General features: G+C 73.8%; 21 protein-coding genes. 2 read left to right on the top strand and 19 right to left on the bottom strand.

All coding sequences use genetic code 11. The features are described from left to right. Nucleotides 1-103 precede the first annotated feature (103 nt). Nucleotides 104-1,030 (top strand): LysR family transcriptional regulator, encoded by a 927-nt coding sequence (locus ML5_RS28050; RefSeq protein ID WP_174361709.1) that lies wholly within the window; start codon nucleotides 104-106, stop codon nucleotides 1,028-1,030. Here ML5_RS28050 and ML5_RS28045 read toward each other — a convergent pair whose 3' ends face one another. From ML5_RS28045 to trxA, 14 genes are all read right to left on the bottom strand, one after another. Then, the gene (locus ML5_RS28045; protein WP_013285918.1) at nucleotides 1,031-1,798 is read right to left on the bottom strand and encodes a trans-aconitate 2-methyltransferase; all 768 of its coding nucleotides are present in this window, start codon (nucleotides 1,796-1,798) and stop codon (nucleotides 1,031-1,033) included. Nucleotides 1,799-1,830: 32 nt separating this feature from the next. After that, a complete protein-coding gene (locus ML5_RS28040) occupies nucleotides 1,831-2,601 on the bottom strand; it encodes a maleylpyruvate isomerase N-terminal domain-containing protein (RefSeq protein WP_013285919.1) in 771 nt (256 codons plus the stop codon). Further along, nucleotides 2,598-3,152: an AAA family ATPase gene (locus ML5_RS28035; RefSeq protein ID WP_013477085.1), complete on the bottom strand. Its 555-nt coding sequence runs from the start codon at nucleotides 3,150-3,152 to the stop codon at nucleotides 2,598-2,600. Before ML5_RS28035 ends, ML5_RS28040 begins: the two co-directional genes overlap by 4 nt. Nucleotides 3,153-3,192: 40 nt before the next feature. Then, nucleotides 3,193-4,284 (bottom strand): winged helix DNA-binding domain-containing protein, encoded by a 1,092-nt coding sequence (locus tag ML5_RS28030; protein ID WP_013477084.1) that lies wholly within the window; start codon nucleotides 4,282-4,284, stop codon nucleotides 3,193-3,195. An 86-nt stretch (nucleotides 4,285-4,370) separates the two neighbouring features. Further along, nucleotides 4,371-4,550 (bottom strand): hypothetical protein, encoded by a 180-nt coding sequence (locus ML5_RS28025; RefSeq protein ID WP_041784308.1) that lies wholly within the window; start codon nucleotides 4,548-4,550, stop codon nucleotides 4,371-4,373. Between the two features lie 86 nt (nucleotides 4,551-4,636). Then, nucleotides 4,637-6,316, bottom strand: a complete 1,680-nt coding sequence (locus ML5_RS28020; RefSeq protein ID WP_013477082.1) for a long-chain-fatty-acid--CoA ligase — start codon at nucleotides 6,314-6,316, stop codon at nucleotides 4,637-4,639. Between the two features lie 101 nt (nucleotides 6,317-6,417). Next, nucleotides 6,418-6,597 (bottom strand): hypothetical protein, encoded by a 180-nt coding sequence (locus ML5_RS28015; RefSeq protein ID WP_013285924.1) that lies wholly within the window; start codon nucleotides 6,595-6,597, stop codon nucleotides 6,418-6,420. Nucleotides 6,598-6,669: 72 nt separating this feature from the next. After that, complete coding sequence (locus tag ML5_RS28010; RefSeq protein ID WP_013285925.1) at nucleotides 6,670-7,380, bottom strand: hypothetical protein; 711 nt, start codon at nucleotides 7,378-7,380, stop codon at nucleotides 6,670-6,672. 82 nt (nucleotides 7,381-7,462) lie between these two features. Continuing rightward, complete coding sequence (locus tag ML5_RS28005) at nucleotides 7,463-8,071, bottom strand: bifunctional 2-polyprenyl-6-hydroxyphenol methylase/3-demethylubiquinol 3-O-methyltransferase UbiG (RefSeq protein ID WP_013477081.1); 609 nt, start codon at nucleotides 8,069-8,071, stop codon at nucleotides 7,463-7,465. Next, entirely contained in the window at nucleotides 8,010-8,906 is an 897-nt protein-coding gene (locus ML5_RS28000) for a sulfite exporter TauE/SafE family protein (protein WP_013477080.1), read from the bottom strand. The genes ML5_RS28005 and ML5_RS28000 overlap by 62 nt, the downstream gene beginning before the upstream one ends. Then, a complete protein-coding gene (locus ML5_RS27995; protein ID WP_013477079.1) occupies nucleotides 8,903-9,487 on the bottom strand; it encodes a rhodanese-like domain-containing protein in 585 nt (194 codons plus the stop codon). The genes ML5_RS28000 and ML5_RS27995 overlap by 4 nt, the downstream gene beginning before the upstream one ends. 85 nt (nucleotides 9,488-9,572) lie before the next feature. Next, nucleotides 9,573-10,973, bottom strand: a complete 1,401-nt coding sequence (locus ML5_RS27990; RefSeq protein ID WP_013477078.1) for an MBL fold metallo-hydrolase — start codon at nucleotides 10,971-10,973, stop codon at nucleotides 9,573-9,575. A gap of 138 nt (nucleotides 10,974-11,111) precedes the next feature. After that, entirely contained in the window at nucleotides 11,112-11,381 is a 270-nt protein-coding gene (locus ML5_RS27985; RefSeq protein WP_013285930.1) for a metal-sensitive transcriptional regulator, read from the bottom strand. 53 nt (nucleotides 11,382-11,434) lie between these two features. Continuing rightward, complete coding sequence (gene trxA, locus ML5_RS27980; RefSeq protein WP_013285931.1) at nucleotides 11,435-11,785, bottom strand: thioredoxin; 351 nt, start codon at nucleotides 11,783-11,785, stop codon at nucleotides 11,435-11,437. Between the two features lie 397 nt (nucleotides 11,786-12,182). On the opposite strand from trxA, the gene eccB reads away from it, so the two are divergent. After that, entirely contained in the window at nucleotides 12,183-13,592 is a 1,410-nt protein-coding gene (gene eccB, locus ML5_RS27975; protein ID WP_013477077.1) for a type VII secretion protein EccB, read from the top strand. Nucleotides 13,593-13,631: 39 nt separating this feature from the next. On the opposite strand, the gene ML5_RS27970 is transcribed toward eccB, so the two are convergent. The 5 genes from ML5_RS27970 to ML5_RS27950 are packed head-to-tail and all read right to left on the bottom strand — an operon-like array spanning nucleotide 13,632 to nucleotide 18,108. Continuing rightward, entirely contained in the window at nucleotides 13,632-14,237 is a 606-nt protein-coding gene (locus ML5_RS27970) for a bifunctional 2-polyprenyl-6-hydroxyphenol methylase/3-demethylubiquinol 3-O-methyltransferase UbiG (protein WP_013477076.1), read from the bottom strand. 32 nt (nucleotides 14,238-14,269) lie between these two features. Then, a complete protein-coding gene (locus tag ML5_RS27965; RefSeq protein WP_013477075.1) occupies nucleotides 14,270-14,872 on the bottom strand; it encodes a phosphatase PAP2 family protein in 603 nt (200 codons plus the stop codon). A gap of 22 nt (nucleotides 14,873-14,894) precedes the next feature. Beyond that, nucleotides 14,895-15,761: a carbohydrate ABC transporter permease gene (locus ML5_RS27960; protein WP_013285935.1), complete on the bottom strand. Its 867-nt coding sequence runs from the start codon at nucleotides 15,759-15,761 to the stop codon at nucleotides 14,895-14,897. Beyond that, complete coding sequence (locus tag ML5_RS27955; protein WP_013477074.1) at nucleotides 15,761-16,720, bottom strand: carbohydrate ABC transporter permease; 960 nt, start codon at nucleotides 16,718-16,720, stop codon at nucleotides 15,761-15,763. The genes ML5_RS27960 and ML5_RS27955 overlap by 1 nt, the downstream gene beginning before the upstream one ends. After that, a complete protein-coding gene (locus ML5_RS27950) occupies nucleotides 16,717-18,108 on the bottom strand; it encodes an ABC transporter substrate-binding protein (protein ID WP_013477073.1) in 1,392 nt (463 codons plus the stop codon). The genes ML5_RS27955 and ML5_RS27950 overlap by 4 nt, the downstream gene beginning before the upstream one ends. Nucleotides 18,109-18,149 lie beyond the last annotated feature (41 nt).

Genomic DNA, 18,149 nt, shown 5'->3' with positions numbered 1-18,149 from the left:
GTCACCGATGCCCCGCGCATCAGACCGGCCGCGCGGACGCCGGAGTAAACAACCGCCGCCCGGCGCGCCACAACCATCGGCTGGGCCCGCCTACTGTGGGCCGGTGGACAGCGAGGCGGTGCGGTCGTTCGTGCGGGCGGCCGAACTCGGCCAGTTCCGGCACGCCGCCGACGAGCTGGGCGTCACCCAGCAGGCCGTGTCGAAGCGGATCGCCGCGCTGGAGCGGGAGCTGGGGGTGCGCCTGTTCACCCGTACACCCCGGGGGGTCGAGCTGACACACGACGGCCGGGCGTTCCTCCCGCACGCCCGGGGCGTCGTCGCGGGCGCGGACCGCGCGGTCGCCGCGGTCCGGCCCGGCGCGCGGGCGCCGCGCATCGACGTGCTCGGCCTGCGCAGCGCGCAAGCCGTCCTGCTGCACGACTACTGGCGCGCCCACCCGGGCGTCGACCTCGACGTGGTGACGCTGCGGGTCGACGACCCCCGGCAGGTCGCCGCCGCGGTCCGGGCCGGCGAGATCGACGCCGCGTTCCGCACCGTCACCGACCCGGCCGCGCTGCCGCCCGAGGTACGGATGGTCCGCGCCTTCGACTCGCCGCTGCAACTGCTCGCCGGACCCCGGCACCCGCTCGCGTCCGCGCCCACGCTCACACCGTCCGAGCTGCGCGGACACCGGCTGCGGGTGCCGGGCATCGTGCCCGGCAGCGAGTGGGGCGAGTTCTACGAACAGCTCGCCGACGCCTTCGACCTGTGGGTGGACGCGACCGGGCCGAACTTCGGCACCGAGGTGCTCCTCGACGAGCTCGCGGAATCCGCGGACGTGGCGACGCTCGTCGGCGCCCGGGACCGCTACCTCTGGCCCGCCGGCCACGACCTGCGCCGCATCCCGATCACGGGTCCGGTGCTCGCGTACCCGATCAACCTCATGCTGCCCCGGACCGGCCCGCATCCGGGGCTGCGGCCGGTGATCCGTCACTTCGCGGGCCTGCCGCCGCTACCCGGACCGGTCTGGCGGCCCGCCTGGCCCGGGTGATCAGGGCTGCGACGTCCGCCGCGCCAGGTGGACCGTGACATCCGAGGTGACCTCGACCGTGCCGGGCAGCACATCCCGGACGCGGCGGAACACCTGATCACGTACCGGCGGCGGCAGTTCGAGATAGGCCGAGACGGTCGACAGGAGACCGACGTAGTCGTCGGCGCTCATCGTGATCCGCCGCGCGATCTCCGACTGGCGCACGTCGGTGAACCACTCGGACGCGCGCAGCTCGGTGCCGGGCCACCGCATGCCGGCCTCCGGTGGCGTCCCGTCCGGCGACGGGATCTCGTCGTCGGCGAGGAACTCGGACCGGGCCGCGGCCACCGCGTCGCGCAGCGCCGGGTCGGCCAGCCGCATCGGCCCGCCGAACGACGCGAACACCCCACCGGACGCGAGCAGCCCGGCGATCCGCTCCCACCGCCGGTCCGGGTCGGTCCAGTGCAGCGCCGCCGCCGCGTACACCAGGTCGTGGCGCTCGCCGGCGCGCAACTGCTCGAACGCGGCCTGCCGGACCCGTACCTCGTCCGGGACGTGCCGGCGCAGTTCGGCGAGCATCGCGGCGTCCGGGTCGGTGGCGGTGACCGCGACGCCGCGCCGGGCGAACAGCCGGGTCGCCTTGCCGGTCCCGGCGCCGATCTCCAGAGCGGTCCGGACGGGCCGGCCCGCGTACGCCAGCACCAGGTCGGCCAGTTCCTCCGGATAGCCGGGCCGGAACCGCTCGTACGCCTGCGCTGCCGCTCCGAAGCTCAACGCACGATCCGGCATACCGGGCATCCTCCCACGATCAGGCCGCCGTCCTACGCGTCCGGATCCCACGCCGCGATCCGGTCGAGCACGCGCCGGTCGCCCTCGACGGCGAGCGCGTCCAGCGGTATCCGGCCGTAGAAGGCCAGGACCAGGTCACCGGCGGTGGAACGGGCGGTGGTGTCGGCCGGCTCCGCCCCGGCTCCGGCGGGCAGGCGGGTCACCCGTGCGCCCTCGGGAGAGAGCCGCGTGCGCCACGATCCGCCCTCGGTGACGTGGTAGTCGAGGACGGCTGGCTCGTACGGCCACGGCACAGTGGTCGCGCAGCAGGTGAACAGGAAGTCCTCCACGCCGTCGAGGGCCACCTCGACCGGCAACGGCTGCGGCGCGCCCACCGTGAGCTGGGCGTCGTAGGTGTGCACAGCGATCTCCTGGAGCTGGTGCCGGGCGACGGCGCCGCAGGTCTGCGGCGACTGCGACGTGTCCCACCACGTCCAGCAGCCACGATCGGGTCCGGCGTCGCGCAGCGCGACCAGCAACTGCTCGGTCGACTCGGCCAGCCAGTCCCGCAGCGCCGTACGCTCCCGGGGTGCGCCCGGACCGCCGGGCGCAGCCCGCCCGGACGCCCCGGGACCGGCGGCGACGGTGGCCGCCCACGAGCGGCGTCCCTCGCCGATGTGCCGGGCGAGGTCGAACAGCGTCCACTCGGGACAGGTGGGCACCGGCGCGTCGAGGTCCGGCGCGGCGGCGACCGCATCCCGGAACGCGGCCGACCGGTCGTCGATCAGCCGCAGCCGATCGGTAAACGTCAGGGGTTCGATCACTCAGGCTGTCTACCAGTGTGCGCGGCGGCCCGACAGCGAGTTTCGGCGAGCACATGCGCGGCGACGACGTCGGCCACCTGCGCGGGCGGGGCGGAGGCGTCGATCAGGCGGGCGTCGGTCACCGACGCGAACGTGACGAGCGCCCGGTCGACGTGGTCGTGCCGCCAGCCGCGCGCGCCGGACTCGACCTGGTCGGCGTCGATCCGAGCCCGCAGCCGGTCCTCGGGGAGCGTGAGCACCACCTCGCGGACGTCGACGCCTGCGGCGCGGATGCCGCCGAGGATCTCCGCGCGGTACGCCGGGTCGAGCAGGCTCATCGGCACGATCCAGACGCCCGCGTGGTGCCGGTCCAGCCCGGTGACCGTCTGCACGACGAGGTGACGCCACAGCGGCAGGTCCTGGAAGTCTCCGGTGGGGGAGGCGACGAACGCGGTGAGCATCGAGCCGAGGAACTCCGGGTCGAACAGCCGCGCGTCCGGCAGCGCGTTCGTGAGCAGCCGCGCGGTGGTCGTCTTGCCGACACCGAACGCACCGTTGACCCAGACGATCACGCGATCATGATGCCATCGCCCGGCGGGTCCGACGTCCCCGTCAGGCGGCGAAGTCGACGCCGGCCAGCGGCACGCCCCGGTACGCGGCGAGGCGCTCGGCCTCCGCCACCACCGCGTCGCGTGCGCTGCCGGTGAGCTTGCGCCACTGCTGAACGGCGACGGTGAAGGTCCGGCCGGACCTGCGGGGCCGCCACGTGCCGGCCAGCTCCCCGTCGGCCAGCACCGCGCCGGGGCGGCCCAGTACCGGCCACAGTTCCTTGACGCGGGTCGCGTCCGGCACCAGCGTCGCCCGGTCCTTCGCCTGGAGGAACAGGTCGAACGGGCCGAGCAGGCGCGTCGTCGTGGTCTCGGCCGACGCCAGCGCGGCCTCGTCGGCGGCGAGCAGCCAGCGCGTCTCGCCGTCGACGCTCACCTCGACCGTGTCGCGCGGCCAGCGGGCCTTGACCTCCTTGACCGAGGCGTCGAGGTAGTCGGCCACGTGCTTCGGGGTGGCCGGGCCGAGCAGCCGCAGGTAGGCGCGGACGAGGTCGAACCGGTCGCCGGGAGCGGCGGCCGGACGGAATCGGGGGATGCGTTCCAGGACCGGCGGCGACGTGTCGAGCCGCAGCTCCAGGCCGGCGCGCACGGCGGCCAGCCGGAACGGCATCTCGTAGAGGTGGGTCGCGTCGCACGGCCGGCAGAACCGCAGGTAGGGCTCCGGCATCACCTCGGCGAGCCGCCCGGAGACCTCACCCTTGACCGTCGGCGTGCGGACGATCTCCCGCATCCGCGCGGCCACCTCGTCGAGCGCGGCGACGATGCCGATGCCGGCCGCCTTCAACGGCTTCGCCGCGTCGTAGATGCGCTTGCCCGCGTCGGCGTCGGAGAACGGCTCGACCGCGGCGGCCACCGCGCCCACGTCGGCACGGCGGTAGAGGTGCGGGGCGCCGCGTACGGTCCAGAGCAGGACCAGGTCGTCGCCGGTCAGCGGAGCCACGTCGACACCGCGCGCGGCGAGCGCCCACCGGCCGCCGTCGGGGCCGGTGTCCTGCACGCCGATGTCGAGCACGGCGGTGCCGGCCAGCGAGCCCTCGGCCCGGTCGAGCTGCTGGGCGCGCACGCGGAAGGCCATGACCTGACGTCTGTCGACCATCGCCACAGCGTAGGCGCCGGCACCGACACGTCCGGCGCACCGACACGTCCGGCGCAGCGCGCGGGCCGGCGTGGCGCCGGGTGCCGTCAGCGGGCGGCGCGCGGCGCGGAGTCCGTCCGCCGGTCCGGGCCGGAGCGCTTGAGCAGGAACACCCCGCCGCCGATGAGAATGAGGCTGAACACGATTCCGAACAGGTTGCCCTCGGCGAGCGTGCCGAAGATGCCGAGCAGACCGAAGATGACGGCCACACCCCCGACCAGACGCATGACGTAACGACCGACTGACTTGCCCCGTGAGTCCACCATGGATGCCCGTCTACCCCTGCCGCCAGGGCGGCAAACGGGCAGCCCCGTCAGCGGGCGGCGAGCAGCCGTTCGCGGACCTCGCGGCGCAGGATCTTCCCGATCTGGGAGTACGGCAGCTCGTCGACGATCACGACCCGGCGCGGCACCTTGTACCCGGCCAGGTGGGTGCGGCACGAGGTCCGGATCGCCTCCGGGCTGCCGGCCACCGCCGGGTCGACCACCACCGCGGCGACGACCTCCTCGCCGTCGTCGGTGGGCATTCCCACGGCGGCGGCCTCCCGTACGCCGGGGACGCGGCGCAGCGCCTCCTCCACCTCGGACGGGTAGACGTTGAAGCCGCCCGTGATGATCAGCTCCTTGATCCGGTCCACCACCGTCACGAAGCCGTCGGCGTCCATGGTGACGATGTCGCCGGTACGCATCCAGCCACCAGGCAGCAGCACCTTGGCGGTCTCCTCGGGCCGGTGCCAGTAGCCGGTGAACACCTGCGGGCCGCGGACCAGCAGCTCGCCGGCCTCACCCGGCGCGCGGTCGTGGGACGGGTCCTCCGGGTCGACGATGCGCACGTCGGTGGAGGGGAACGGCACGCCCACGGTGCCGGGCCTTCGGGTCGGCGCGACCGGGTTGCCCACTGTGATCGGGGACGTCTCGGTCATCCCGTACCCCTCGACCAGCAGGCCGCCGGTCACCTGCTCCCACAGCTCCACGGTGGCCGGTGGCAGCGACATCGCGCCGGACAGCGCGTACCGGATGGAGGTGAGGTCGACGCCGCGCTCGGGGGCGACGCTGGCCAGCTTCGCGTAGACCGGCGGCACCGCGGGCAGGAACGTCGGCGGGCGGCGGCGGACCGCGTCGAGCACCTGGTCGGCGTCGAAGCGGGGGAACAGCACCAGCGTCGCCCCGATGCTGACGGCGAAGGTGAGGCAGAGCGTCAGCCCGTAGGCGTGGAACAGCGGCAGCACCGCGTACACCGTCTCCGCGCCGTCGCGCAGGCCCGGCACCCAGGCCCGGCCCTGCGCGGCGTTGGCGCGCAGGTTGCGGTGGGTCAGCACCGCGCCCTTCGGCTCGCCGGTGGTGCCGCCGGTGTACTGGAGCAGCGCCACGTCCCCGGCCTCCGGCGCGGGATGCCCGGCGGGAAGCGGCCCGGCGGCGGCGACCAGCTCCGACCAGGGCAGCGCGCCGGGCGCGGGGGCGGTCATCGCGGCCCGCGCGGCGCGGACCTTCGGCAGCGGCACCCGCAGCGCCCACCGCTTGAGCCGCGGCAGCGCCGCGGTCAGGTCGACCGCCACCACGGTACGCACGGCGCCGCGTCCCGCCACCAGCGGCGCGACCTTGTCCCACACGATCGCGACGCCTGCGCCGTGATCGGTGAGCTGCCGGTCCAGCTCGTCGGCGGTGTAGAGCGGGTTGTGCTCGACGACCACCGCGCCGAGGCGCAGCACGGCGTAGAACGCGACCACGTGCTGGGGGCAGTTCGGCAGCACCAGGGCCACCCGGTCGCCCGGGCCGACGCCGAGCCGGCGCAGCGCCTCGGCGGCGCGGGCGACCTGGTCGGCCAGCTCGGTGAACGTGGTGGTGGCGCCGTAGAAGTCGAGCGCGACCCGGGGGCCGAACCGTCCGGCCGCCTCGGTGAGCAGGTCGACGAGCGAGCCGTCCGGCTCGGCGATGTCAGCCGGCACCCCGGGTGCGTAGCTACGGGTCCAGGGTCGCTGGGCGGTCGCGTCCATCGCCGTTACTCCTCGTCGCGCGGATGACGCCCCCAGCCTAACTTAACCGCCCGGTAACCTACGCTTACGTAGGTTGCCGGGTCGGTCACACTCTCCGCAGGTCAGCGTCGGCGGGTCGAATGCTGGTGCACCACCTGCCGGCCCTTCACGATCCCGAAGATGATGACCGCGGCGAGCGCGATCACGCCGATGATGACGAGCCAGCGGACCGCCTCCAGCAGCAGCCCGAGCAGGATGAGCACACCGGCGACCACGCCGACCACCCAGAGCAACGCGCGCATGTCCCAGCCTCCCGTCGTACGGTGGGCCGTGCGCTTTCCCGCTGCTCGTGCGGCCATGCGCCGCCGGGTGGATCAGTGCCGGGCCACGTACACGGTGTTCGCCGCCTCCCGGCCCTGCAACGGGTTCGGGAACCGGACGACGTGCGCCACCGAGGTCGGGAACACCTCGGTCAGCGTGCGCTGGAACGCCGGATCCGGCGGGTCGTTCGACCACAGCGCGAAGACGCCCTCCGGATGCAGCAGCGCGGCCAGCCGCCGCAGCCCGTCGACCGTGTAGAACGCGGCGTGGCTGGGGTGCAGCACCTGGCGGGGGGAGTGGTCCACGTCCAGCAGGACCGCGTGGAAGCGGCGCCCGGGCTCGTCGCTGTCGAAACCGTCGCCGGCGACCGCGGCGAAGAAGTCCGCCCGCACGAACCGGGTACGCGGATCGGTGGCCAGCCCGGCGGCGAACGGCAGCAGATCCCGCCGGTGCCAGTCGATCACGTCTTCGATCGCCTCCACCACCAGCAGCGAGCGCACCCGGGGATCCTCCAGCGCGGTACGCGCTGTGTAGCCGAGACCGAGCCCGCCGACCACCACGTCCAGCGCGTCACCGGTCAGCGGAGCCAGCCCGAGCCGGGCCAGTTCGATCTCCGCGACCGGGAAGGCGCTGGACATGAGGTACTCGTCGTCGAGCTTCACCTCGTACACGTCGGAGTCCAGTGCCGGGTCACGGCGCCGCCGCAGGCTGATCTCGCCGATCGGCGTCTCCCGCCAGGCCAGTTCCTCGAAACGCGCGCCCACCCGGTGTCCTCTCCGCCGATCCGTCCCCGGATGCTACCGGCCGGGGCTCGGCCCGGCCCGGCGAAACGGGGGCGGACGGCGGTCAGTCGGCGGGGCGGGTGGCCACCACGACGGTGTCCAGCGCGTCGACGGTGCCGCCGTCGGTGGCCGGGACCGGCCGGCGGGTCGTCTCGGCCCGCTGCACACGCAGCCCGGCCAGCCCGTCGACCACCGACTCCGGCGTGATCAGCACGTCCGGGTCCTGCGGGCCGCCGATGCCGCCGGAGAGGTTGGCCAGGTCGTGGCCCACCACGACGAGCGTGCCGCCGGGGCGCAGCGCGGACTTCGCCGCGGCCAGCACCCCGGCGAACTCCGGCGCGGGCAGGTGCAGGTAGCTGATCAGCACCAGGTCGTAGCTGTTCGGCACCGGCCGGTACGCGGTCACGTCCGCGACCCGCCAGTCGACGGTCACGCCCCGCGCGGCGGCCAGCTCCCGCCCCCGGTCGACGGCCACCGTGGAGAAGTCCACCGCGTTGACCCGCCAGCCCTGACCGGCCAGCCAGACCGCGTTGCGGCCCTCGCCGGCGGCGATGTCCAGCGCTGACCCGGGGGTCAGCCCGGTGACCGACTCGACCACGAAACGGTTGGGCTCAGCGCTCCACACCAGTCCGGGCGTGTCGGCGTACCGGCTGTCCCAGGCGCTGCTGTCCACTGTGTTCCCTCCTCCGGCGGCCCCACACCGCCATGGTGACCGTACCGGCCACGGCAAGCGCTCCCACGGCGAGTCCCCACAGCGGCGGCAACTGCTGCGCGAGCACGAACACGCCCATCACCACGACGAACCAGCCGAACCCCCGGCGCAGCAGGTCGGCCGGGATCCGGCCGGCGAGCCGGCCACCGAGCAGGCTGCCGACGACGGCGGCGGCGGTGACCCCGGCGGCCAGACCCCAGTGGATCTGCACGCTGGACAGGTAGCCGGCCAGGCCGGCGAACGACTTCATCGCGATGACGACCAGCGAGGTGCCGACCGCGATCGGCATCGGCAGCCCGCCCAGCAGGGCCAGGGCCGGCACGACCAGGAAGCCGCCACCCGCGCCGACCAGGCCGGTGACCAGGCCGACGACCACGCCGTCCCCGACCACCCGCAGCATCGGCAGCTCGTGCGGCACCGGGCGGCCCTCGGCGGACCGGCGGCCGCGCAGCATCGCGACCGCGGTGGCGAGCATCATCAGAGCGAACCCGGTGAGCAGGACGCCGGCCGGGACGAACTCGGCCAGCCGGCCGCCCGCGTACGCGCCGGTCATGCCGGCCACGCCGAAGATGAGCCCGGTGCGCCAGCGGACCCGGTTCGCCCAGGCGTGCGGCAGTACGCCGACGGCGCTGGTCACGCCGACGACCAGCAGCGAGGTGGCGATCGCCTCCTTGGCGGGCAGATCGGCGACGTAGACCAGCAGCGGCACGGCGAGGATCGACCCGCCGCCGCCGAGCAGGCCCAGCGTCACACCGATCAGCACCGCGCCGGCCAGCGTCAGCGCGAGGGTGGTCACTTGCGGCTCCCGTCACGCAACTGCCCCACGATCGTGTCGAGGTCGCAGCTCGCGCCGCGGTTGTACGGCAGCTTGCTCAGCAGCATGCCCATGGCGCAGGTGTTGGTGAGCGCGGCGAACGTGAGGCCCCCGCCGATGAACGCGGCGACCCACTTCAGGCCGGGCACGAACACCGACCCGACGACGGCGGCGAGCACGATCGAGCCGGCGACGAGGCGTACCTGGCGCTCCAGGTCCCAGCGCGGGCGGCCCTGGTTGACCGGCGCGTTGGTGGCCTGCCAGGCCAGCATGCCGCCGTCGAGCACCTTCACGTTGGGCAGGCCGACGGTGCCGAGCGCCTGACCGGCCTGGCCGGCCCGGACGCCGGAGCGGCAGATCAGCACCACGTCCTCGTCCAGGTGGCTGCGCAGCTCCGCGCGGTGCTCCCGGAGCAGGTCCAGCGGCACGTTGTACGCGCCGGGGATGTGCGCCGCCTCGAACTCACCGGGCGTGCGCACGTCGAGCATCCGGGGCGTACGGCCGGCGGCGATCAGCTCGCGCAGGGTCGCCGCGTCGATGGTGGTGGGGGTGGTCGTGGTCATGCTCTGTCTCCTTCACGGGGTGTTTTCGGGCAGGCTCGGGCGCCGGCCGGCGTAGGTACACGCCGGCCGGGCGCTCGGGGAGAGGTCAGGCGGTGGGCGCCATGCGTACGCCGGCCTCCTCGGCCCGGCCGTACGAGTCGTCGATCAGCACCACGTCACGGCCGGCGTTGGCGAGCAGGGACGCGGCGGCGGTGGCCCGGTAGCCGGAGCCGCAGTGCACCCAGACGGTCCCGGCGGGGATGTCGGCGAGCCGCTTCGGCACGTCCGGCAGCGGCACGTGCACCGCACCGTCGACGTGCCCGGCCTTCCACTCGTTCGTCATCCGCACGTCGAGGACGACCTGCGGCTCGGGCAGCCCGGCCGGGGTCTTCCCGGCCTGCGCGGCGGCGAGCGCGCCGAAGTCGGCCACCGCCAGCTCCCGCAGCTGCGACGGGTCGCCGGTCCACTGCTCGGGCTCGCCGGTGGCCTGGGCGGCCGGACGGTCGATGCCGATGCGGACCAGTTCCCGCTGGGCGTCGGCGACCTGCTCCGGGGTCTGCGCCAGGAACGTGATCGGCACACCCCAGTCGATCAGCCAGCCGAGCCACGTCGACATCGGCCCGTCCAGGCCGAGGCTGACGGTGCCGGCCAGGTGCGAGGCCGCGTACGCCTTGCGGTGGCGCAGGTCGACCACCCACTCGCCGGCGGCGATACGACGGCGCAGCTCGTCGGCGTCGGCGCGGGCCACCGGCGTGAGGTCGACCGGGGCGGGACCGGCGGCGTTGGCGACGCCCATGTGGGCGTAGTACGCCGGGTAGGCGTCCAGCCCGGCCAGCGTCTCGGTGACGAACCGGTCGGCGGCCAGCCGCAGCACCGGGTTGGCCTCCTTCTCCCGGCCGATCGTCGACTCGGGGGCGTCGGCCTGGCTGGCCGAGCAGAAGCTGCCGAAGCCGTGCGTGGGCCACACCTGCGCGCCGTCGGGCAGCAGGTCGGCCAGCTTGCGCGCCGAGGCGTACTGGTGGTGCGCCAGTTCGTGCGCGTACTGCTGGCCGAGCAGGTCGGTGCGGCCGGTGGTGCCGAACAGCAGCGAGCCGCCGGTGAACACGCCGGCCGCCGTCCAGCCGCCGTCGGTGGCCTCGTCGAGCGCGTACGACAGGTGGTGGAACGTGTGACCAGGTGTGCCGATCACCCGCAGCCGCATCGTGTCGGACACCGGCACGGTGTCGCCGTCGGCGGCCGGGGTCCGGTCGAACTCGACCGTGTCGGCGGCGGCCACCAGGTACTGCGCGCCGGTGATCCGGGCCAGTTCCAGGCCGCCGGAGACGTAGTCGTTGTGGATGTGCGTCTCGACCACGTGGGTGATCCGTACGCCCTTGGCGCCGGCCAGGTACAGGACGCGGTCGATGTCGCGCTGCGGGTCGACCACGATCGCCACCCGGCCGTCGGAGGCGAGGTAGCTCCGGTCGCCGAGCGAGGATGTCGTGATGACGGACACGTCGAGAGTCATGCCGTTTCCTCTCATTGCCTATATACCCCGGGGGGTATGCGTGGGACAGTCTGCGGCCTGGGTCTCCAGGCAGGTGTTTACCCGCCCGCGTCGCTGTCACACGGCGCGGGCGGGACTCAGCCGGTCAGGCGGGCGTCGTCAGGCCAGGGACAGGAAGAGCTTCTCCAGCTCCTCCTCGGTCATCTCCGGCTCCTCGCCCGCCTGGCGGGCGGCGTCGCAGTAGCGCATGCCGGAGGCGATGATCTTGAAACCGGCCCGGTCGATGGCCTTGGAGACCGCGGCGAGCTGCGTCAGCGCGGCGCGGCAGTCCTCGCCGTTCTCCATCATCTCGATGACGGCGTTGAGCTGCCCCCGGGCCCGCTTGAGCCGGGTCAGCGCCTCGCCTGTCATCTCCGGTCGAAGATTCACGTCGTACCTCCTGCGCTCGAAGATACCCCAGGGGGTACCAGTGCCGCCACCCGTCAGGCGGTCTTGGCCCGGACCTCGTCCATGTCGAGGTCGCGCACTGCCCGGATCAGCTCCTCCAGCCCGGCCGTCGGCAGGGCGCCCGGTTGGGCGAACACCAGCACGCCGTCCCGGAACGCCATCAGTGTCGGGATCGACCGGATCTGGGCGGCGGCCGCCAGGGCCTGCTCGGCCTCGGTGTCGACCTTGCCGAAGACGATGTCCGGGTGCTGCTCGCTGGCCTTCTCGTAGACCGGCGCGAACGCGCGGCAGGGGCCGCACCAGCCGGCCCAGAAGTCGACCAGGACGATGCCGTCCCGGTTCACGGTCTCCGCGAAGTCGGTGGTGGTCAACGCCACGCTCGCCATCAGGTACCTCCGTCGGTTTCGGGTTCCGGCATGTGTAACACACCCCCGGGGGTATCCATTCCGGGGGGTGGTGCCGGGCCGCTGGCTTGATCGACTCCAGGTCGGGGAGGTGGTGTGGTCCGGATGGGTGTGATGCAGCCACCTCGGCGTAATTGCGCCGGGGTGCGGCGCGGGCGGGCCTGCGTCGGTGTTCGTGCGAAGTGGGCGGGCGCTCACGCCGTGGCTTGATCGACTCCAGGTCGGGGAGGTGGTGTAGTCCGGATGGGTGTGATCCAGCCACCTCGGCGTACTGGCGGAGCGGGCCGACAACTGAGGGTCAGTGAGGGACACGCAGGGTCGCCGGAACATCGACGGAGCGCTTATCCTGTGCGCCGGCGATCCCGGCGGAAGGGACACGATGGCGTCGCGGCAGGACCAGCTGCACTCGTACCAGTTCACCGTCCAGCGGGCGGTCGCCGCGCTCGTCATGCGGGAGACGGACCCGCCGCAGTCCCCGTTCCGCCGGCTGGCCGGCGCCGGTCTGGCCAGCGTCCTGGTCGCGGCGATCGCGCTCGGCGGCATCGCCCTCTACGGCCTGTTCACCGGCGGCGGTGACTCGTGGCGCGAGACGGGCGCGGTGATCGTGGAGAAGGAGTCGGGCGCGCGATTCGTCTACCGCGACGAGAAGCTGCACCCGGTGTCGAACTACGCCTCCGCGCTGCTGATCATCGGGGCGGAGCGGCCGAAGACGGTGCTGGTCGGCCGCCGCGCCATCGAGGGGGTGCCGCGCGGCCTGCCGCTCGGCATCGCCGACGCGCCGGACTCGCTGCCCGCGCCGAACCGGCTCGTCCGCGACGCGTGGACGCTCTGCTCGGTGGCGGGCGACGAGGCCGGGCGCGGGGAGACCGGGCGTCCGGCGGCGGGGCGCGGCGAGGCACGCTCGGTGCTGCTGATCGGGCGGGAGGCCGCCGGCGGCCGGGCGCTCGGCGACCAGGGCCTGCTCGCCCGGCACCCGGACGGCGGCCTGCACCTGCTCTGGCACGACCGGCGCTACCTGCTGCGCGACACGGACCGGGTGCTCGCCGCGCTCGCCGCCACCCGGGAGCGGGCGGTGCCGGTGGCGGCGGCGCTGCTGAACACGCTGCCGGCCGGAGCCGACCTGGCCCCGCCGCCGGTGGACGACCTCGGCGAGCCGTCCGAGCGGGTCACCGGTGCGACGGTGGGCGACGTCTACCTGGTGCGCAACTCCGGCGGCGGACGGCAGTACGCGGTCGCCAAGCGCGGCGGGCTGGCCGGCATCACCGAGTTGCAGGCGGCGCTGCTGCTGGCCCGCACCGGCCAGGGCGAGCCGGAACCGATCACGCTCGGCCGGTTCGCCGCGCTGCCGAAGCTCCCCGGTCTGGTGCCCGGTGGGGCGAGCGCGCCGCCCGCCGTACCGCCCCGGCTGGCCACCGACGAGGGCGCGCTCTGCGCGCGGGCCGGCGACGACACAGGCGTCCGCGAGCTGCGCCTGGGCGTCACCGCGCCGGACCCGAACGCCGCCGCGCGGACAGCCGGCGGCCGGGCCGGGCTCGCCGACGCGGTGGTGGTCGAGCCGGGACGCGGCGCGCTCGTGGAGGCGGTGCCCGCGCCGGGCGCGACCGGCGGCGCGATCTGCGTGGTCACCGACCTGGGCCGGCGGTACGCGCTGACCGGCGCGGACGTGCCGGGCATGCTCGGGTACGCGGGCGTGCGCCCGGCGCGGCTGCCGGCAGGCCTGGTGGACCTGCTGCCGGCCGGTAGCCCGCTCGACCCGGAGGCCGCCCGCACGGTCGCCGCGCCCGCCTGAGCGCCGAGCGCGCGATCCGCTGGGGAGAAAGAGCAGCGGTCAGCCGGCGGGACGGCGCAGCACGGTGACCGCGAAGTCGGCGTCGTCCCGCCACGGCCGCAGGTCCCAGGTGGCGAAGCGGTGCTCGGGGCGCAACCCGGCGGCGACCGCGTCGGCGTCCAGGTCGGCCACCGGGTAGCCGCGGTCGGTGCCGAAGCCGACCACGACCAGGCCGTCCGGGCGCACGTGCGCGGCGACGCGGGCCAGCACGTCGCGCTCGGTGCCGGGGGCGACGAAGACCATGACGTTGCCGGCCAGCACCGCGGCGTCGAACGGCTCGGCCTCGCCCTGGGCGGCCAGGTCCAGCTCAGCCAGGTCGGCGACCAGGAAACGGGGGCCGGGATGGTCGGCGCGGGCCGCCTCGACCAGCGTCGGGTCGGCGTCCACGCCCACGACGTTGTGCCCGCGCGCGGCGAGCGCGGCGGCGACCCGGCCGGTGCCGCAGCCGGCGTCCAGGACACGCGCGCCCGGCGGTACGAGCGCGTCGAGCAGCCGCGCCTCACCGGACAGGTCGGCGCCCTCGGCGGCGAGCTGACGGAACCGGTCCACGTACCACTGCGAGTGGCCGGGCTTCGTGTCGGTCACCCAGCGGGTCGGCTTGGCCATGGGGCCACCGTAGCTGATCTTGTGGCAACGGGTCAGGCGAGCGCCAGGAACGTGCCGGCGGCGAGCGGCCCGCCCAGCGCGACGCCGGCCAGCACCTGCGGCCAGGTGTGGTCGCCCAGCCGTACCCGGGACCAGCCGACGGCCGCGACGAGCACCCAGCCGAGGCTCGCGGCCGGGCCGGCCAGCGGCACCAGCACGGCGACGGTGGCGGCGGCCACCGCAGCGTGGATGCTCAGCTTCCACCAGTGGTTCACCAGCGCGCAGGCCGCGCCGACCACGAAGACCACGACGATCACGGCGAACAGTTCGGCCGGCGCGCGGACCGCCGCCAGCAGCAGCAACCCGGCCGCGACCGAGGCCAGCCCGATCGACAGCGGCCGGGCCCGCTGCGTGCGGTCGCCGACGTGCCGGTCGGTGAGGCGTCCCCGGCGTACGCCGTGCACGAGTACACCGATCGGGATGACGGCGCAGAACGTGAGCGCGATGCCGCCCCAGAGCAGGAACTGGCCCGCCGAGCGGCTGACCCGGGCGGCGGCGATCAGCGGCAGCGCGGTGACCAGGACGGTCGGGGCGAGCGCCTCGGTGAGCAGCCGGGCCGCCCGCGCGCCGGCCCGGCGCTCCCGTGATCCTCGCACCCGATCATCCTGGCACGGATGCTCAGCCCTTCTCGGCTCCGCTGGTGAGTCCCTCGGTGAGCAGGCGTTCCCCGGCAAAGAACAGCACCACGATCGGCAGCGTGAGAATGACCGAGCCGGCCATCAGCACGGTCTTGGGCACCTCCACGCCGTCGGCGAGCAGGGACAGCCCCAGCGACACGGTCCACCGGTCCGGCCGGTCGACCAGGAACAGCAGCGCGAACAGGTACTCGTTCCAGGCGATCATGAAGTCGTACAGCGCGACAGCCATCACCGACGGCGCCGCGAGGGGCAGGCTGACCCGGCGGATGATGCCGAGCCGGCCGGCGCCGTCGATCGCCGCGGACTCCTCCAGGCTGACCGGGATGGTCTCGAAGTAGTTCTTCAGCATGTAGACCGACACCGGCAGCGTCTGCGAGATGTAGACGAGCACCAGCCCGGTCAGCGACCCGCGCAGCCCGGCCCGGGTGAAGACCACGAACAGCGGGATCGCGATGACTATGGACGGGAACAGGTAGACCGCCAGGAACAGCGCGCTGACCTGCCGGCGGCCGAAGAACCGCAGACGGGACACCGCGTACGCGCCGGGAATGGCGATCACCAGGGTGAGCGCGGTGGCGGCGAGCGCCACCAGGCCGCTGTTGCGGATGAACGTGAGGAAGCCCTGGCCGCCGTCGGAGACGGACTTCAGTACCTCGGCGTACGTGGCGACGGTCAGCTCGCCGAACGGCACCCAGAGCGAGCCGGGTTCCAGCAGCAGGCGTTCGATCGGGCGTACCGACAGCACCAGCATGTACCAGAACGGCAGCAGCGTGACCACCAGGAACCCGGCGATCACCAGCCGGCGCAGCCAGCGCAGGCTCACCGTCTCGATCCGGTCCCGGTCCATCACGCCTCCCGTCGCGCGCCGAAGAAGCGCAGGTAGATCGCCACGAACACGAGCAGCACCACGGCGAGCACGACCGCCTGGGCGGCGGCCGCGCCGATGTCGGTGCGGGCGGTGAGGAACTGGTAGACCCGTACGCTCACCACCTCGGTGCCGGCCGCGCCGCCGGTGAGCAGGTAGACGTCGTCGAACTTGTTGAACGTCATGATGAACCGCAGCACCCCGATCAGCGCGATCACCGGCATGAGCTGCGGCAGCAGGATGTGCCGGAACCGCTGGGTGGGGGTGGCCCCGTCGACCCGGGCGGCCTCCTCCAGCTCGCCGGGCACCGCCTGGAGCCGGGCCAGCAGGAACAGGAACGCGAATGGGAAGTAGCGCCACGCCTCGAACGCGATCACCGTCCAGAGCGCGGTGGACTCCTGGGACAGGAACGGCACCGGGGAGTCCCAGCCGAGGAAGCGCCGCCCCCAGTCGTTGACGATGCCGAGCTGCGGGTCGAGCATCACCTGCCAGACGAACGTCATGGCGACCACCGGCGCCACGTACGGCAGCAGCATCGACGCGCGCACCAGCGTGCGGCCCCGGAACGGCCCACGTACGGCCAGCGCCGCCGCGAGGCCGACCACGATCGAGCCGGCGGTGCCGCCGACGCTGTAGAGCACAGTGGTCCAGAGCGTGTCGGCGAACCCGGGCGTGTGCAGCACCCGGTCGATGTTGTCCAGGGTCAGTTCGCCGAACAGGCCGGTCTTGCGCAGCGTCGCCAGGCGTACCCGCTGGAAGGCCAGCACCACCGTCCAGACGATGGGTATGCCGATCACCGCGACCACGACGAGCAGGGTCGGGGTGACCAGCGCGAGCCCGGCGCGGGACTCGCGGCGGCGCAGCGTCAGCGGGCGTCGGCCGGGTCGGCGGGGTCGCTCCGGAGCGGGGGAGCGGCCGGCCTCCGGCGCGGTGGCGGTCAATTGACGCCCTTGGCTATCGCTTCGACGTCCTTGCGGGCGCGTTCGGCGGCGGCGCGGGCGTCGGACCTGCCGCCGACGACGTCGGCCAGCGCCTTGGGTACGGGCAGCTCACCGAGGATGGCGCCGACGAGCTTGCCCTGGTTCTCGGTCAGGCCCCAGCGCTGGAACGTGTCGGGGCTGCGCCGCAGCGTGGCGAGCACGTCCTCGCCGTAGACCTCGGACAGCGGCTTCTTGGTGTCCACACCGGCCGGGCTGGTGTTCCAGGCGGTCCGGAACTTCTGCTTGTCCTCCGGGGTGCCGGTGCGCACCGGGAAACGCCCCTCGGGGGACATGCCGAACCAGCGCGGGTAGCCGTCGGAGAGCATGTACTCCACGAACGACTTCGCCGGGTCGGCGGCGCCGCCGAGCACCGCCCAGGAGCTGACCTCGCCGTACTGGGCCGGCTCGGTGCCGTTGGGGCCCTTGATCGCGGTGACGAACCCGCTGTTCTTCGCGAGCCAGGCCGGGTCGGACTGGCACTGCGGGCAGGTCGGCCGGGCGTCGGCGCGCAGCCCGGCCAGCTCGTCGAGGATGAACGGCGACCAGATCAGCATGGCCGCCTTGCCGGCGAAGTAGGTGGCCCGGGTGGTGTCGACGTCCTGGGCGCCCTTGACGGAGTTGTTCCGCATCAGGTCGCCGTAGAAGCGGAACGCCTCGACGCACTCGGGGGAGTCCAGAGTGACAGTGCCGGAGTCGTCGGTGAGCCGGCAGTTGTTCGCCAGCGCCAGATGCTCGAACGTCTGCTGGGTGAACACGTCACCGGGGGAGGTGGCCGCGGTGATGCCGGCGACGCCGCCGGTGTTCAGCTTCGCCGCCGCGGCGGCGATCTTCTCGTACGTGTCGGGCGCCGGCAGGCCGGCGGCGGCGAACAGGTCCTTGCGGTAGACGAGCAGCTGGCCCCACCCGTCGCTCGGTACGGCGAGCTGCGTGCCGCCGTCGCTGGTGAGTTCCAGCGCGCGGGGCGTGAACGTGTCCCGGCCGAGCCGGTCGACGACGGCGGCGTTGGCGTCGGCGTCGAGGAGTTCGTTGGCGGACAGCGTGCGCACCCCGGCCAGTGAGACCGAGCCGACCACGTCGGGCAGGTCGCCGGCGGCGGCGCTGGAGGCGATCAGGGACGGGAACTGGTCCTCGTTGACGGTGACCAGGTTGACCTTGACGCCGGTCTTGGCGGTGTAGTCGGCGATGATCGCCTTGGTGGCGGCGACGCGGTCCGCCACGTCTTCCAGGCTCCAGACGGTGATCTGCGAACTGTCGGATTTCTGCCCGTCGTCGCTGCATGCGGCCACGCCGGTCCCGGCCAGTGTCAGGATCAGGCTGATTGCGAGCCGCCGCGTGGAGGGTGATGACATCGGTGGCACTCCTCTCGAAAGAGCACGGCCTGTCGCTAATA

It is taken from the genome of Micromonospora sp. L5 (genome assembly GCF_000177655.2).
GTDB lineage: Bacteria > Actinomycetota > Actinomycetes > Mycobacteriales > Micromonosporaceae > Micromonospora > Micromonospora aurantiaca.
Note: the sequence above shows the minus strand (reverse complement) of the source record. Positions and strands in the feature narration are given on the sequence as shown.

Bases quoted from the DNA above. Each gene is read 5' to 3' on its own strand.
- ML5_RS28025 (WP_041784308.1), bottom strand. From the start codon at position 4,550: ATGCGTCTGGTCGGGGGTGTGGCCGTCATCTTCGGTCTGCTCGGCATC.
- ML5_RS27970 (WP_013477076.1), bottom strand. From the start codon at position 14,237: ATGGCCAAGCCGACCCGCTGGGTGACCGACACGAAGCCCGGCCACTCG.
- ML5_RS27950 (WP_013477073.1), bottom strand. From the start codon at position 18,108: ATGTCATCACCCTCCACGCGGCGGCTCGCAATCAGCCTGATCCTGACA.
- ML5_RS28030 (WP_013477084.1), bottom strand. From the start codon at position 4,284: ATGGTCGACAGACGTCAGGTCATGGCCTTCCGCGTGCGCGCCCAGCAG.
- ML5_RS28045 (WP_013285918.1), bottom strand. From the start codon at position 1,798: ATGCCGGATCGTGCGTTGAGCTTCGGAGCGGCAGCGCAGGCGTACGAG.
- trxA (WP_013285931.1), bottom strand. From the start codon at position 11,785: ATGGCGAGCGTGGCGTTGACCACCACCGACTTCGCGGAGACCGTGAAC.
- eccB (WP_013477077.1), top strand. From the start codon at position 12,183: ATGGCGTCGCGGCAGGACCAGCTGCACTCGTACCAGTTCACCGTCCAG.
- ML5_RS28020 (WP_013477082.1), bottom strand. From the start codon at position 6,316: ATGGACGCGACCGCCCAGCGACCCTGGACCCGTAGCTACGCACCCGGG.
- ML5_RS27960 (WP_013285935.1), bottom strand. From the start codon at position 15,761: ATGGACCGGGACCGGATCGAGACGGTGAGCCTGCGCTGGCTGCGCCGG.
- ML5_RS28015 (WP_013285924.1), bottom strand. From the start codon at position 6,597: ATGCGCGCGTTGCTCTGGGTGGTCGGCGTGGTCGCCGGTGTGCTCATC.
- ML5_RS27995 (WP_013477079.1), bottom strand. From the start codon at position 9,487: ATGACCACGACCACCCCCACCACCATCGACGCGGCGACCCTGCGCGAG.
- ML5_RS27990 (WP_013477078.1), bottom strand. From the start codon at position 10,973: ATGACTCTCGACGTGTCCGTCATCACGACATCCTCGCTCGGCGACCGG.